The sequence below is a fragment of the Pseudoroseomonas cervicalis ATCC 49957 genome, assembly GCF_000164635.1.
In the GTDB taxonomy this organism is placed as follows: domain Bacteria; phylum Pseudomonadota; class Alphaproteobacteria; order Acetobacterales; family Acetobacteraceae; genus Pseudoroseomonas; species Pseudoroseomonas cervicalis.
On record NZ_GG770785.1, the window covers coordinates 5,215 to 18,713 of the forward strand.

General features: G+C 72.4%; 16 protein-coding genes. 13 read left to right on the top strand and 3 right to left on the bottom strand.

Annotated elements, in window-relative coordinates:
* Together HMPREF0731_RS18590 and HMPREF0731_RS18595 are read left to right on the top strand one after the other, a co-directional pair.
* Nucleotides 1-818, top strand: an 818-nt coding sequence (locus HMPREF0731_RS18590) for a sensor histidine kinase (protein WP_007005743.1), incomplete at its 5' end; no start/stop codon positions are given.
* Entirely contained in the window at nucleotides 815-1,504 is a 690-nt protein-coding gene (locus tag HMPREF0731_RS18595; protein WP_007005744.1) for a response regulator, read from the top strand. The genes HMPREF0731_RS18590 and HMPREF0731_RS18595, both read left to right, overlap by 4 nt.
* Before the next feature lie 201 nt (nucleotides 1,505-1,705).
* On the opposite strand, the gene HMPREF0731_RS18600 is transcribed toward HMPREF0731_RS18595, so the two are convergent.
* Both HMPREF0731_RS18600 and mntR read right to left on the bottom strand, forming a co-directional pair.
* Nucleotides 1,706-2,146: a MerR family transcriptional regulator gene (locus HMPREF0731_RS18600; RefSeq protein WP_007005745.1), complete on the bottom strand. Its 441-nt coding sequence runs from the start codon at nucleotides 2,144-2,146 to the stop codon at nucleotides 1,706-1,708.
* Nucleotides 2,143-2,595 (bottom strand): manganese-binding transcriptional regulator MntR, encoded by a 453-nt coding sequence (gene mntR / locus HMPREF0731_RS18605; protein ID WP_007005746.1) that lies wholly within the window; start codon nucleotides 2,593-2,595, stop codon nucleotides 2,143-2,145. The genes HMPREF0731_RS18600 and mntR overlap by 4 nt, the downstream gene beginning before the upstream one ends.
* A gap of 82 nt (nucleotides 2,596-2,677) precedes the next feature.
* On the opposite strand from mntR, the gene HMPREF0731_RS18610 reads away from it, so the two are divergent.
* Both HMPREF0731_RS18610 and HMPREF0731_RS18615 read left to right on the top strand, forming a co-directional pair.
* Nucleotides 2,678-4,015 carry an Nramp family divalent metal transporter gene (locus tag HMPREF0731_RS18610; RefSeq protein ID WP_007005747.1) on the top strand — a complete coding sequence of 446 codons (1,338 nt, stop codon included), beginning with the start codon at nucleotides 2,678-2,680 and terminating at the stop codon, nucleotides 4,013-4,015.
* A 45-nt stretch (nucleotides 4,016-4,060) separates the two neighbouring features.
* The gene (locus HMPREF0731_RS18615) at nucleotides 4,061-4,525 is read left to right on the top strand and encodes a DUF411 domain-containing protein (protein ID WP_007005748.1); all 465 of its coding nucleotides are present in this window, start codon (nucleotides 4,061-4,063) and stop codon (nucleotides 4,523-4,525) included.
* A 52-nt stretch (nucleotides 4,526-4,577) separates the two neighbouring features.
* Here HMPREF0731_RS18615 and HMPREF0731_RS18620 read toward each other — a convergent pair whose 3' ends face one another.
* Nucleotides 4,578-5,597 (bottom strand): YncE family protein, encoded by a 1,020-nt coding sequence (locus HMPREF0731_RS18620; RefSeq protein ID WP_245538359.1) that lies wholly within the window; start codon nucleotides 5,595-5,597, stop codon nucleotides 4,578-4,580.
* Nucleotides 5,598-5,797: 200 nt separating this feature from the next.
* Between HMPREF0731_RS18620 and HMPREF0731_RS18625 the strand changes: the two genes are divergently transcribed.
* The 9 genes from HMPREF0731_RS18625 to HMPREF0731_RS25810 all read left to right on the top strand — a co-directional run.
* A complete protein-coding gene (locus HMPREF0731_RS18625; RefSeq protein ID WP_040613978.1) occupies nucleotides 5,798-8,095 on the top strand; it encodes a heavy metal translocating P-type ATPase in 2,298 nt (765 codons plus the stop codon).
* Nucleotides 8,085-8,615, top strand: coding sequence for a copper chaperone PCu(A)C (locus tag HMPREF0731_RS18630; protein ID WP_007005752.1), 531 nt, complete (start codon nucleotides 8,085-8,087; stop codon nucleotides 8,613-8,615). The genes HMPREF0731_RS18625 and HMPREF0731_RS18630 overlap by 11 nt, the downstream gene beginning before the upstream one ends.
* The gene (gene lnt, locus HMPREF0731_RS18640) at nucleotides 8,542-10,431 is read left to right on the top strand and encodes an apolipoprotein N-acyltransferase (protein WP_245538360.1); all 1,890 of its coding nucleotides are present in this window, start codon (nucleotides 8,542-8,544) and stop codon (nucleotides 10,429-10,431) included. The genes HMPREF0731_RS18630 and lnt overlap by 74 nt, the downstream gene beginning before the upstream one ends.
* Nucleotides 10,428-11,150 carry a cytochrome c biogenesis CcdA family protein gene (locus tag HMPREF0731_RS18645; protein WP_007005755.1) on the top strand — a complete coding sequence of 241 codons (723 nt, stop codon included), beginning with the start codon at nucleotides 10,428-10,430 and terminating at the stop codon, nucleotides 11,148-11,150. Before lnt ends, HMPREF0731_RS18645 begins: the two co-directional genes overlap by 4 nt.
* Nucleotides 11,129-11,650 carry a signal peptidase II gene (lspA, locus tag HMPREF0731_RS18650; RefSeq protein WP_007005756.1) on the top strand — a complete coding sequence of 174 codons (522 nt, stop codon included), beginning with the start codon at nucleotides 11,129-11,131 and terminating at the stop codon, nucleotides 11,648-11,650. Before HMPREF0731_RS18645 ends, lspA begins: the two co-directional genes overlap by 22 nt.
* 29 nt (nucleotides 11,651-11,679) lie before the next feature.
* The gene (locus HMPREF0731_RS18655) at nucleotides 11,680-12,348 is read left to right on the top strand and encodes a thioredoxin domain-containing protein (protein WP_157136233.1); all 669 of its coding nucleotides are present in this window, start codon (nucleotides 11,680-11,682) and stop codon (nucleotides 12,346-12,348) included.
* A gap of 46 nt (nucleotides 12,349-12,394) precedes the next feature.
* Nucleotides 12,395-12,892 (top strand): M23 family metallopeptidase, encoded by a 498-nt coding sequence (locus tag HMPREF0731_RS18660; RefSeq protein ID WP_007005758.1) that lies wholly within the window; start codon nucleotides 12,395-12,397, stop codon nucleotides 12,890-12,892.
* Nucleotides 12,889-13,215, top strand: a complete 327-nt coding sequence (locus HMPREF0731_RS18665) for a YnfA family protein (protein WP_007005759.1) — start codon at nucleotides 12,889-12,891, stop codon at nucleotides 13,213-13,215. Before HMPREF0731_RS18660 ends, HMPREF0731_RS18665 begins: the two co-directional genes overlap by 4 nt.
* On the top strand, nucleotides 13,212-13,499 hold a 288-nt coding region (locus HMPREF0731_RS25810), incomplete at its 3' end, for a hypothetical protein (protein ID WP_007005760.1). The genes HMPREF0731_RS18665 and HMPREF0731_RS25810, both read left to right, overlap by 4 nt.

Sequence of the window (13,499 nt, forward strand, 5' to 3'; positions counted from 1 at the left end):
CCGATGCCGAGGGCGAGCGGGCGCTCGCCGCGCTGCTGGACCAGGCGGCGGTGGCGATCGAGCGGGCGCAGCTGATGGAGGAGCAGGCGCTGGGCGCCGCGCGGGCCGAGACGGAGGCGCTGCGCACGGCGCTGCTCACCTCGCTCGGCCACGATCTGCGCACGCCGCTGACCGCCATCCGCGGCGCCATCGGCACGCTGCGGGCGAATGGCGACGCGCTCAGCCCCGCGACCCGCGCCGACCTGCTGGAAGCCGCCGAGGAGGAGACCCAGCGCCTGACCCGCTACCTCTCCAACATCCTCGGCATGGTGCGGATCGAGAGCGGGCAGATCACGCCCCGGCGCGAGGTGGTGGACCTGGCCGAGGCCATCGAGGTGGCGGTGCGGCGGGCCGGGGGCGGGGCGGGGCGCATCGCGGTCGCCGCCGCGCCGGGCCTGCTGGCGCCGCGCCTGGACCCGGTGCTGCTCGACCAGGTGCTCGGCAACCTGCTGGACAACGCGCTGAAATTCTCCGGGTCCTCCGGGGCGGTGCGGGTCCGCGCGGTGCGCGAGGGGCCGGAGTATCGCGTCGCCATCGAGGATGACGGCCCCGGCATCCCGCCCGAGGACCTGCCGCGTGTCTTCGACCCCTTCCACCGCGCCCTGCGGACCGACCGGATCGCGGCGGGGACGGGCCTCGGCCTGTCGATCTGCCGTGGCCTGGTGCAGGCCATGGGCGGGCGCATCCTGGCGGAAAGCCCGGTGCCGCCCGATGCGTCTTCTCCTGATGCCTCTCCGGGCGGCCGCGGCACCCGGATCACGCTGAGGTTCCCGGTATGAACGAGCTTGGCCCGCCGCGCGTGCTGATCATCGACGATGAGCCGCAGATCCACCGCTTCCTGGCGCCGGCGCTGGAGGCGGCCGGCTTCGCGCCGCTGCGCGCCCAGACGGCGGCCGAGGGGCTGCGGCTGGCGGCGGAGCGCGCGCCGCGCGCGGTGCTGCTCGACCTCGGCCTGCCGGACATGGACGGCCAGGCGGCGCTGCCGCGCCTGCGCGCCTTCTGCCAGGCGCCGGTCATCGTGCTCTCGGCCCGCGACCGCGAGGAGGAGAAGGTCGCCGCGCTGGACGCCGGCGCGGATGACTATGTGGAGAAGCCCTTCGGGCTGGGCGAGCTGCTGGCCCGGCTGCGCGCCGCGCTGCGCCGGGCCGAGGGGCAGGAGAGCGCCCCCGACATCGTGCGCGCCGGGCCGCTGGAGGTGGACCAGCCGCGGCGGCAGGCCCGGCTGGAGGGCGAGGTGCTGCACCTGACGCCGCGCGAATGGGAGCTGCTGGCGGCGCTGGCGCGCGGCGGCCAGGGCCGGGTGGTGACGCACCGGCAATTGCTGGCGGCGGTGTGGGGCCCCGCGCATGTCGAGGACACGCAGTATCTGCGGGTCTATGTGGGCCAGCTGCGGCAGAAGCTGGGGCCGGCGGCCTGGCTGATCCGCACCGAGCCCGGCGTCGGCTACCGCTTCGGCGCCGCGTAGCGCGGGGCCGGTGCCCCGCGTTGCCCGCCGCCATGCGGAGGCGGCCTGGCGGCGCTGTCCGCCCGGCGGATACGCGTCGCGCCACAGGATATCCTGCGGCGGGCTGACCATTCTGATGTTCTGGAAGGTCCGACTGGAGCAGCGGTGGGAACTGGATTCCAACCTTCTCTGAGCGCCGTGAGACGCGTCTCGCCGGCTGGGTCACCGCGTCCCGTGTGTTGGATCTTCGCAGTGCCCGTGCCCGAAATCGGCCAACGTCTCGATGATCCGACACTCACCGATGACGCCGCCCTCGCAACTCGTCGCCATACGCTGAAGCTCCGCACGCAGCGCCGTGAGACGCCGTAGCCGCGCGTCGATCTCGCCAATCTGCGCGGTGGCCAGCGCATGCGCCTGTCCGCAGTCTGCATCCGGCCTGTCCGCGAGGTCGAGCAACGCGCGGATTGCCTCGCTCTCGAAGCCCAGTTCCCGGGCGTGGCGAATGAACCCGAGGCGCCGCAGATGCGCAGCGCCGTAGGCGCGATGGCCGCCCTCGGTCCGGCCTGGTGGGGGCAGCCACCCCTCCTGTTCGTACCACCGGATCGTGGTCGGCTTGACCCCCGTGGCACGCGCGAGATCGCCGATCGAGAATGTCGCGCTCACGTCCGGTCGCCCTCCTGCCTCGCGAGGAAGCGCGCGAAGGCGGCCAGGGCCTTGTCGCTGGCATGGTGCTCAAGCCCCTCGGCGTCGGCCTCCGCCGTCTCCGGGTCGAGCCCCACCGCCAGAAGGAAGCGCACGACCAATTCGTGTCGCGCCCGGGCCGCGGATGCCACCGCCTGGCCGGCGGGCGTCAGGAACAAGCCGCGATAAGGCTTGGTCTCCACCAGACCGTCGCGCTGTAGCCGCGCAACCGTCGCAGCGACCGTCGCCTGCGCAACTCCCATGCGTCGGGCAATGTCCACGGCCCGCGCCTCGCCCTCCTCCTGAAGGAGGTCGGCGATCAGTTCGACGTAGTCCTCGGCGATCGCCGTACGGTCGGCCTCGCGCTGCTGAGCGAAGCGGGCCGCATGGTCTTCCGGGGGAGGGAGGGAGCGTGGCGAGGCGCGAGGCATGCCCGACGATAGCGCCTCCGCTTGACATCAACCATAGCTAGATCACTATGATTTAGCCGACACTAAGTTTTGGAGGACGAGCGTGAACCCGCCATCCGAGGTTGCCGCGCCACCCGCACCGGCCGGCCTGCCGAGCCTGCCGGAGGTCCACCGCTCGGTTGCGGTGCCCAATGCGGGCGGGTTCCTCCGCAAGCTCTTTGCCTTCATGGGCCCGGGTTATCTGGTCGCGGTCGGCTACATGGACCCGGGGAACTGGGCGACCTCGCTCGCGGGTGGTTCGGCCTTCGGATATGCGCTGCTCGCGGTCGCACTCACCTCCTCGTTGATGGCGATCCTGCTGCAGGCGCTGTGCGTGCGCATCGGCGTCTCGACCGGACGCGACCTGGCCCAGTTGTGCCGCGAACGCTTCCCCAAGGTCGTCGCCTATCCGCTGTGGCTGTTTGCCGAGATCGCGATCTGCGCCACCGACCTGGCCGAACTGATCGGCACCGCCATCGCGCTCGAACTGCTGTTCGGCATCCCGCTGCTCTATGGCGTGTTCCTGACTGCCTTCGACGCTTTTCTCATCCTCTGGCTGCAGAACAAGGGCGTGCGCTGGCTGGAGGCGCTGATCTTCGGCTTCATCGTGCTGATCGTGGGCTGCTTCGGCATCCAGATCGTGCTGTCCGATCCGGACTGGGCCGCCGTGCTGAACGGCTACATCCCGGCGCAGTCGATCGTGACCAACCAGACGCAGCTCTACATCGCCATGGGCATCCTGGGTGCCACCGTGATGCCGCACAACCTGTACCTGCATACCGCCGTGGTACAGTCGCGGTCCTGGAACCTCGATGAGGCGGGAAAGAAGGAGGCGATCAAGTTCGCCACCATCGACAGCTCGCTGGCGCTGACGCTCGCGCTGCTGATCAATTCCGCCATCCTGATCACCGCCGCCGCCACGTTCCACGCCAGCGGCAATACCGAGGTCGCCGAGATCGGCGAGGCCTACCAGCTGCTGACGCCGCTGCTGGGCGCGGGCATCGCCGCGACCGCCTTCGGCGTGGCGCTCCTGCTCTGCGGACTGAACGCCACGGTCACCGCGACCCTGGCCGGACAGGTGGTGATGGAAGGCTTCCTGCGCTTCCGCCTACCGCCGGTGCTGCGGCGGCTGGTGACGCGGCTGATCGCGATCATCCCGGCGGTGATCGTCACCTGGATGTATGGCGCGTCCGGTACGGCGCAGCTGCTGATCCTCAGCCAGGTGATCCTGTCAATCCAACTGCCATTCGCCGTGATCCCGCTGATGCTGTTCGCGCAGGACCGCAAGCGGATGGGCGTCTTCACCGCGCCGGCCTGGCAGCTCGCGCTGGGCTGGGCGACCGCGGCGGTGATCGTCGGGCTGAACATGAAGCTGCTGTTCGACGCCGCCTTTGGAGACTGACGTCAACGCCTTCAGGGTGCATATTCGCCTGAACGGAGAACATCCATGGCATCACGCCGGTCCCTGCTCGCAGCCACCTCGCTTCTGGTCCTGTCCATTCCAGCTTTCGCCCAGCCGGCAGCGCGCGTCAGCGTCTGGCGCGACCCGAACTGCGGCTGCTGCACCGGCTGGGTCGCGCATCTGCGCGCCGAGGGCTTCACTGTGGTGGACCAGGTGGTGCCCTCGGTCGCCCCGGTACGGCGCCGCCTCGGGACGCCGGCCGACCTGCTGTCCTGCCATGCCGGCGAGGTCGAGGGCTTCGCGCTCGAAGGCCATGTGCCCGCCACCGCAATCCGCCGCCTGCTGGCCGAACGCCCTGCCGGGATCCGAGGCCTGGCCGTGCCGGCGATGCCGGTCGGCTCGCCCGGGATGGAAGTGCCCGGCGCGCCGGTCGACAGCTACGACGTGATCGCCTTCGGTAGCGGTCCACACCGCTCGTTCATGCGGTTCAACGGGTCGCATCCCGCCTGAGGCGACCGGAAAAGGGTCCGGCTCGCCCTTCGGCGGCGTCCCGGCGCTGCCGTCAGGCGCCAGTCGCCGGCGTAAACAGGATGCCGTGTGGCGACCGCCCGACGCGCGACACCCGGGCTACGCCGCTGCGCGGATCAATGGCGGCGACGCGGCCCGTCCATCGCAGCGTCGCCCAGATCGTGCCGTCCGCGTCGAAGGTCAGGCAATCCGGCCCGCCGCCGATCTCATGGACGCGCTTGATCTCCAGCGTCTGCGGGTCGAGCGCGGTGATCCGGCTGTCGACGCGCGACGTGACGTAGACCAGCCCGTCCTGCGGCCCCTCGAACAGCGCGTGGGCGCCGCGCCCGACGGTGACCTGCCGGTCCGCGCGCCGCGCCACCGGATCGATCACCGACACGTAGTCGCCGCCCATGACGCCCACCAGGATGCGCCCGCGATGCCACAGGATGCCGGCGGGGTCGCGCCCGACCTCCGCGCGCCAGGCCTCGGTGCGGGTGTCGAGGTCGATGGCGATGGCCGCCGCCTCGCCCTGCAGGGTCACGAAGGCGAAGCGCGAATCCGGCGAGAAGGTGACGTGGCTCGGCTTGCGCCCGGCCTGCAGGCGGCCCTCGAGCGCCAGGGACGTGCCGTCCCAGCGGTAGATGTCCACCTGGTTGCGCCGCAGGCTGGTGACGACCAGCCGCCTGCCGTCCGGCGTGAAGCCGAGGTTGTAGGGATTGCTGATCGGCTCCCGCCGGCGCACCTCGCCGCTGCGCGGGTCGAGCAGGAACATCTCGTTGGCGCCGGAATCGCCGACCAGGATCAGGTCCCGCGCGGGGGTCAGTACCAGGTGGTGCGGTTCGCGCAGCACCGGTACGCGGCGCAGGTCACTGCTGCTCGCGGGGTCCAGCACCTGCACATTGGCGTCGAGGGAATTCAGCACGAAGAGCGAGCCGGCGGGCGCCGACGCAGGTGCCTCGGCCACTGGTTGTGCGCCGGCGGCGCGTCCGGCGGCGATGAACGGCGCAGCCAGCGCGGCGCGCACCACGAGCCGGCGACCGACGCGCAGATCCGGGGAACTGATTGACGGCACGGCAAGGCTCCTGGCGCGGGGGGTACCGATCTATCCCAAACATCGCTGTCCGCGCGCAAGCGGGGATAACGTCGCATCCGACACCGCCAGCGCGCCTGCGTCAGCGCGGGACGAAAATGGCACCGGCGGACGAATAGCCCCTTGAACCTCCAGCCGCTGGAGGTCTCATACGGTCGCGCATGACGATCAGGACAGATGCCATGGGTGAGTCCAGGAAGCTGACATGGCGGGTCGAGGGCATGGACTGCGCCTCGTGCGTCGCCAAGGTGACCAGGGCGGTGGAACGCCTGCCCGGTGTCTCGGAGGTCCAGGTGAACCTGATGGCCGAGCGGCTGACGGTCGCGCTCGCGCCGGACACCACGCCGGCCGAGGGTGTGGCTCGCCAGGTCGAGATCCTGGGCTACAAGGTCATGCCAATGGCGCCCGTCGCCGCGGCCGCCCCAGCTCATGTCCATGACGCCGATTGCGGCCATCACCACGCCCATGGCGCTGACGGTCACGGTCATGACGGCAAGGACGGCCACGCAGGCCATGCGCATGGTGCCGAGCCAGGACCTGCCGCCGGCCCGGCGGCCCATGGCCACGACCACGACGACCCTGCCGATGCCGGCAAGCTCTGGTGGCGCACCAGCAAGGCGATCCTCGTCTGGCTGCTGGGCGGCCTGGTGGTCGGTGCCTACGCGCTGTCCATCGCCTTGCCGGAGCGGCTGACCTACCCGCTGTTCCTCGCCGCGACCGCCGTCGCGCTGGTCCCCTTCGGCCGGCGCGCCGTCGCCCTGGCCCGCGCCGGCAGTCCCTTCAGCATCGAGACGCTGATGGTCACCGCTGCGATCGGCGCCGCCATCATCGGCGCCGCCGAGGAAGCGGCCGTCGTCGTGCTGCTCTTCGCGGTCGGCGAATTGCTGGAGAACGTCGCCGCCGGGCGCGCCCGCGCCGGCATCCGCGCGCTGGCCGACCTCATGCCGCGCACCGCGCTGCGGCTGCGGCCCGACGGCACGACCGAACAACTGCCGGCCGACCGGCTCGCGGTCGGCGACCTGGTGCTGATCCGCCCAGGCGACCGCGTGCCCTGCGATGGCCTGATCGAGGAAGGCAGCTCCGCCCTCGACGAAAGCCCGGTCACCGGGGAGAGCGTGCCCGTCTCGCGCGGCCCCGGGGAGGCCGTGGTCGCCGGCAGCATCAACGCCGAGGGCGCCATCCGCGTGCGCGTGACGCGTGCCGCATCCGACAACACCATCGCGCGCATCATCCGCATGGTGGAGGAGGCCACCGCCTCCCGCGCGCCGACGCAGCGCTTCATCGAGCGCTTCTCGACCTGGTGGACGCCGGGCGCGATGATCGTCGCCCTTCTGGTCATCCTGCTGCCGCCCTTCCTTCTCGGCTGGGACTGGAGCACCAGCATCTACCGCGGCCTCGCGGTGCTGTTGATCGCCTGTCCCTGCGCGCTGGTGATCTCGGTGCCGGCGGCGATGGCCTCGGGCCTGTCGGCCGGCGCGCGACGCGGCCTGCTGATCAAGGGCGGCGCGGCGCTGGAGGCGATCGGCAGCGCGACGACCGTCGCCTTCGACAAGACCGGCACGCTCACCGAAGGCCGCCCGCGCGTCACCGACGTGCTGCCGGCCGAGGGGCGCATCGCCGATGAGGTCCTCGCGCTCGCCGCCGCGGTCGAACAGGGCTCCTCCCACCCGCTTGCCAAGGCGATCCTGGCGGAGGCGGCGGCGCGCGGGGTCGCGGTGCCGGCGGCCGAGGCGCAGTCGGCCATCCCTGGCCGCGCCGTGGCCGGCACGGTCGGCGGCGTGGCGGTCAGCATCGGCAGCCCGCGCCATGCGAGGGAGTCCAATGCCGCGCTCGGTCCGCTGGAAGCCGAGCTGGAGCGGCTCCAGGGCGAGGGCAAGACGGTGTCGGTGGTGCTGGCCGGCGGCGTCGTGGCCGCGCTGGTCGCGCTGCGCGATGAACCGCGCGCGGATGCCGCGTCCGGCATCGCGGCGATCACCGCGCTTGGCGTGCGCCCGGTGATGCTGACCGGCGACAACCGCCGCACCGGCGAGGCGATCGCCATCTCGCTCGGCCTCGACGCCAAGGCGGAACTGCTGCCCGACGACAAGCTGCGCGAGATCGGCAAGCTGCGCGAGCGCGGTACGGTGGTGATGGTCGGCGACGGCATCAACGACGCGCCGGCGCTGGCGGCGGCGAATGTCGGCGTGGCGATGGGCGGCGGCACCGATGTCGCGCTGGAAACCGCCGATGCCGCCGTGCTGAAGGACCGCGTGACGGGGGTGGCCGAACTCGTCTCCCTGTCGCGCGCGACCATGGCGAACGTGAAGCAGAATGTCGCCGTCGCGATCGGGCTGAAGGCGGTGTTCCTGGTCACGACGATGCTCGGCATCACCGGCCTGTGGCCAGCCATCATGGCGGATACCGGCGCGACCGTGCTGGTGACGCTGAATGCGCTCAGGCTGCTGCGCTGGACGCCTGCGGGTTCCAGGGATGCTGCCTGATGTGCTTGATGGCGGAAACCAGCGCGCCGCGGAACAGCGGACGGGCGGCCGCATGACGCCCGACAACATCATCGGGCGGCGCTGGCTGATGCCCGCCGTTCTCCTTGCGTGGCGCCTGATCGTGGCCGGTCCGGCCGCGGCCCAGGATGTTCAGGCGGGCAGCCTGCTTCTGACCGGAGCCTGGGCGAAGGCCGCGGATAACGACCAGCGCCTGTCCTTCGGCTTCGTGACGATCCGCAACCGCGGCCATGAAGCGGAGAGGCTGCTCGGCGCCACGTCGGCCGGCGCGGCCGCTGTCGAACTGCGCGAACCAGACGCGTCCGCAGCCGGCGGCGCGCGCGCCGTCACCGAGGGCTTCGTGATCCCTGCTGGCGACGTCGTCGCCCTGGAGCCCGGCGGGCGGCACCTTCTCCTGCGCGACCTGCAGGTACCGCTCGCGCTCGGCGATGAGATCCGCGTCACGCTGCGCTTCGAACGCGCAGGCGCAGTGGTCGTGTCGCTCCGGGCGCATTGGCACTGACGATGAATACGCCGGCCGCGAACGACAGTGCCGAGCTGCACCGCGCCTTGGCGCGGCGTCGTTCACGGTCGCGGGCCTTGCTGGCTGTCCTGCTTGGCCTCGCGGCCCTGTTCTACGCCGTCTCGATGGCGCGCGTCCCCCGGGAAGATCGGCTGGCGCCTGTGCCCGCGCGGCAGGCCGCGCCGTGACAGGCTGCGGGCCGTCACGGGCGTCCGGCACGCCTCCTGCCGCGTTCGGCTCGGCAATGCGCGGCACTTCTGCGCTTGCCCGAGTGAAGCCCGCGCCACTGCCGATCCGTGGCATCGCGCAGCGCCTGGCCTGGGGTGGCGCGTCCCTCGGCCTCGGTGCGCTCAGCGCGATCGCGCTGGCGCCGCTGCATGTCGCACCCGCGGGCGTGGCGGCCTTCGGCGGCCTGTGGGTCCTGCTGGAGCGGACGGCGTCGCTGCGCGGCGCCTTCGCGCTCGGCTGGCTGTTCGGCCTGGGATCGTTCCTGGTCGGCCTGTCCTGGATCACCGAGGCCTTCAGCGTGGATGCGGCCCGCTTCGGCGCGCTGGCGCTGCCGGCGCTGGCCGCGCTCAGCGCCGGGCTGGCGCTGTTCCCCGCGGTCTCGGTCGCCGCGGCGCGCCTGCTGGCCGGCCGTGCGGGCGGCGTCACGCTCGCCCTGGCGCTGGCCGCGTGCTGGGTCGCGGGCGAATGGCTGCGTGGCACCGTGCTGACCGGCTTTCCGTGGAACATCGCCGGCCATGCCTGGGGCGGCAGCGATGCCGGGCTGCAGGCGGCCGCCCTTGTCGGCATCCATGGCCTGGGGCTGCTCGCCGTGCTTGCCGCCGTCCTGGTGGGCGTGGCGGTGCGGCAGCGGCGCGTCGGGCCCGCGCTGGCCGCGGTGGCCATCATCGCCCTGCCCTGGGCCTGGGGCGCGGCGCGCCTTGCCGATGCGACGCCCGCCGTGGTCCCGGACATCCGCCTGCGCCTGGTGCAGCCCAACATCGCGCAGGACCTGAAATGGGCCGAGGGCGAGCGCGAACGCATCCTCGGGCGGCTGCTGGCGCTCAGCGCCGCGCCGGCGTCGGATGGCGTGGCCCCCACCCATGTTATCTGGCCGGAAAGTGCCGTGCCCTACCTCCTCGCCGAGACGCCGGCGATCCGCGCGGCTGTCGCGCGCATCGTCCCGCCCGGCGGCGCGCTGCTGACCGGCGCCGTGCGGCGGACCCTCACGGCCGATGGCGGCCCGGCGCTGCTCAACAGCCTGGTCGCGCTCGACGACAGCGGGGCGATCACCGCGGCCTATGACAAGATCCGGCTGGTGCCCTTCGGCGAATACCAGCCGTTCCGCCGGCTGCTCGCGGACCTGCCGAAGCTCACCGTGGGCACGGTGGACTTCATCCCCGGCCCGCCGCGCCAGGCGATGGGCGTCGCCGGCCTGCCGGCGTTCTGGCCGCTGATCTGCTACGAGGCCATCTTCCCCACAGCACTGCCGGCACACGGTCCGATGCCCGGCTGGATCCTGACCGTGACCAATGATGCCTGGTTCGGCACCTCCTGGGGCCCATACCAGCATGCCCTGGCCGCCCGGCTGCGCGCGATCGAGCTCGGCCTGCCGCTGGTGCGCGTGGCCAACAGCGGCATCTCGCTGGTGACCGACGCGATGGGGCGCGAGCGCGCGCGGCTGCCGCTGGCGACCGAGGGCGTGCTGGACCTGCCGCTGCCGGCGGCGCTGGCCGGTGCTACGCCCTATGCGCGCTTCGGCGATGTGCCTTTTGCGATCGGCGTCGTGGCGCTGGCGGGGCTCGCGCTGGCCGGGCGGCGGCGCGCATGACGATCGACCTCACGCTGTTCGGCCTGGTGCTGGCCTTCGGCGGGGGGCTGGTCTCCTTCCTGTCGCCCTGCGTGCTGCCGCTCGTGCCGGGCTATGTCGCCTGGGTGGCGGGGACGGACCTGGCGACGGCGCGGGCGGAGCGGTGGCGGGCGCTGCGCCTGTCGGCCTTCTTCGTGCTGGGCTTCGGGCTGGTCTTCGTGCTGCTGGGCCTGGGCGCGACCGCCATCGGCGGGCTGCTGCGGCGCTGGTCCAACGAGCTCACCATCGTCGCCGGCCTGCTGATCGCGGCGATGGGCCTGGTGCAGATGGGGCTGCTGCGCGCGGCACCGCTGATGCGCGACCTGCGCTTCAGGCCGCCGGGCGAGGGCGGCGGCCCGGTCTCCGCGACGCTGATCGGCGTCGCCTTCGGCTTTGGCTGGACGCCGTGCATCGGGCCGGTGCTGGCCGGCGTGCTGACGGCAGCGGCGCTCACGCCCGGCGCCGGCGTCGGGCTGCTCGCGGCCTATGCGCTCGGCCTCGGCGTGCCCTTCCTGCTGGCGGCCTTCTACCTGCCGGCGGCGATGGCGCGCGCGCGGCGGCTCGGGCGGCTGGGGCGCGTCCTGCAGGTCGCGAGCGGCGTCATCATGCTCGCCGCCGGCCTCGCCATCGCAACCGGCGAGATGACCCGCCTCGCCATCTGGATCCTGGAGGCATTTCCATGGCTGGCACGGCTGGGATGACCACGCCCGCCCCCCGCGCGCTGCGGCGCTTCGGCCTGCTCGCCGTGCCGATCGCCGCGGCCATCGACCAGGCGACCAAGGCCTGGGCGCTGGATGCGCTCTGGCCGCCCTACAGCGAGGGCATCACGCTGCTGCCGGTGCTGAACCTGCGGCTTGGCTTCAACACCGGCGTCACCTTCGGGATGTTCGCCGACAGCGCCGCCGGCGCGGTCTGGCTGCTGGTCGGCATCAAGCTCGTGGTGGTGGCCTGGCTGCTGCTTTGGCTGCGGCGCGCGGCCAGCCGGACCGAGGCGACGGCAATCGGCCTCATCATCGGCGGCGCGCTCGGCAACATCCTCGACCGCCTGCGCATCGGCGCGGTCACCGACTTCATCGACGCGCACTACGGCGGCTGGCACTGGCCGACCTTCAACATGGCCGATGTCGCCATCGTCTGCGGCGTCACGCTGCTGGTGCTCACCAGCTTCCGCGCACCATCGCCACAGGTGCAGGCCCAATGACCATGATCCTTGAACCGGAGGAACCACCCATGTCCCACGCCACCACCCGCCGGGCGGCGCTCGCCGCGGCACTCTCCGTTCCCGCGTCGGCCGCCTTCGCCCAGGCGCCCGGGCCCCAGGCCTTCGAGCCGACGGCACCCGGACCCGACACGCCGCGCCCCCTGCCGGGCGAGCGCATCATCGGTCGCGCCGACGCGCCGGTGGCGGTCATCGAGTACCACTCCCTGACCTGCGGGAATTGCGCGAACTTCCACACCACGATCTTTCCGCGCATCCGCACGACCTTCATCGAGCCGGGGCTGGTCCGATTCGTGATGCGCGACTTCCCGCTTGACCGCGTGGCGCTCGATGCGGCGGCGATGGTCCATTGCGGCGGACCGGAGCGCTACGAGGCGCTGATCTCGACGCTTTACGCGAACAAGGAGGCCTGGGCGCACAGCCCGGATGCGCGCACCTGGCTGCGTCGCGCCGGCACGCTCGCCGGCATTCCCGCGGCGCGGATCGACGCCTGCATGACCGACCGCGGCTTCACCGACCCGATCATCCTGATGCGGCTCCAGGGCGAGCGCGAGTCGGGCGTCAACGCGACCCCGTCCTTCGTCATCAACGGGCAGTTGCATCGCGGCGTGCAGAGCTTCGAGCGCTTCTCCGCGCTGGTCCGCCCGCTGCTGCCGCCGGGCACGACGCCGCGTGGCTGACGATGCAGGGTTGTCTTCCGGAGCGGAGCAAGGCACGGACCGCGCCATGATCCATCGCCCCTCCTTGATCCTCGGTCTCGCGCTCGTTCTCGGCACCGGGTCCGCCGCGCTCGCAGCCCCCTGTCCAGCGACCATGCCGGTCGCAGGCGAATTCTCCTCCGGCTTCGGCGCGCGCCACGGCCGGCCGCATCCCGGCGTGGACATCCGCGCGCCGATCGGCACGCCCGTGGTGGCGCCGAGCGACGGCGTGGTGGTCTTTGCCGGCCGCTACTACGACTACGGCCTGATGATCGAGATCGAGCACGCCGACGGCTCCCGCGCACGGTATGCCCACCTCGCGCGATTCGCGTCGGGCGTGGCCGCCGGGCGTCCGGTCGCGGCGGGCCAGGACCTGGGCGTGGTGGGGCGCACCGGGCGCACCACCGGGGCGAACCTGCATGTCGAGCTGCGCCGCGACGGCCGCGCGGAGAATCCCTGGCCCTGGCTGACACGGCAGTCCTGCATCCCCGGCATCGAGGTCGCCGAGGCGCCTGCCCGGCGATGAGGACGGCGGCGATCTACGCCGCGGCGGCGCTGGCGGAGATCGCCGGCTGCTTCGCCTTCTGGGCGTGGCTGCGGCTCGGCCATTCGGCGGTGTGGGCAGTTGCGGGCGTCGCTGCGCTGATCGCCTTCGCGTGGTTGCTGACCCTGGTCGAGGTCGTCGCGGCGGGGCGCGCCTATGCGGCCTATGGCGGCATCTATGTCGTGGCCAGCCTGGTCTGGCTGCGCGTGGTCGAGGGGATTGCGCCTGATCGCTCGGATCTTGCCGGCGGCACGGTCGTTCTGGCCGGCGCCGCGATCATCCTCTGGGGGCCGCGCGCGGCATGAGGGACATCTGGCGCGCCTTGCGAGGGCCGGTCTCCGCCCTGGTGCTGTTGGGCATGGTGGCGCGGCTGCTGGCGCCGCTCCCGGTCTTCGCGGCGATGGACCGGGCTGCCTTCGACGCCATGCTGCGCGCAACCCTGTGCCTGCCGTCCGGCCTGGCCGCGCCGGACGCGCCCGACCAGGCGCCGGATGCCGCGGAGGTGACGCATTGCCCGCTGTGCCGCCTGCCCGATGCCGTGGATGCGCCGCCGGCCACTCCTGTCGTGCTGCCGATGCCGGCCTGGGCG

Bases quoted from the DNA above. Each gene is read 5' to 3' on its own strand.
- HMPREF0731_RS18595 (WP_007005744.1), top strand. From the start codon at position 815: ATGAACGAGCTTGGCCCGCCGCGCGTGCTGATCATCGACGATGAGCCG.
- mntR (WP_007005746.1), bottom strand. From the start codon at position 2,595: ATGCCTCGCGCCTCGCCACGCTCCCTCCCTCCCCCGGAAGACCATGCG.
- HMPREF0731_RS18615 (WP_007005748.1), top strand. From the start codon at position 4,061: ATGGCATCACGCCGGTCCCTGCTCGCAGCCACCTCGCTTCTGGTCCTG.
- HMPREF0731_RS18625 (WP_040613978.1), top strand. From the start codon at position 5,798: ATGGGTGAGTCCAGGAAGCTGACATGGCGGGTCGAGGGCATGGACTGC.
- HMPREF0731_RS18630 (WP_007005752.1), top strand. From the start codon at position 8,085: ATGCTGCCTGATGTGCTTGATGGCGGAAACCAGCGCGCCGCGGAACAG.
- lnt (WP_245538360.1), top strand. From the start codon at position 8,542: ATGAGATCCGCGTCACGCTGCGCTTCGAACGCGCAGGCGCAGTGGTCG.
- HMPREF0731_RS18645 (WP_007005755.1), top strand. From the start codon at position 10,428: ATGACGATCGACCTCACGCTGTTCGGCCTGGTGCTGGCCTTCGGCGGG.
- lspA (WP_007005756.1), top strand. From the start codon at position 11,129: ATGGCTGGCACGGCTGGGATGACCACGCCCGCCCCCCGCGCGCTGCGG.
- HMPREF0731_RS18655 (WP_157136233.1), top strand. From the start codon at position 11,680: ATGTCCCACGCCACCACCCGCCGGGCGGCGCTCGCCGCGGCACTCTCC.
- HMPREF0731_RS18660 (WP_007005758.1), top strand. From the start codon at position 12,395: ATGATCCATCGCCCCTCCTTGATCCTCGGTCTCGCGCTCGTTCTCGGC.
- HMPREF0731_RS18665 (WP_007005759.1), top strand. From the start codon at position 12,889: ATGAGGACGGCGGCGATCTACGCCGCGGCGGCGCTGGCGGAGATCGCC.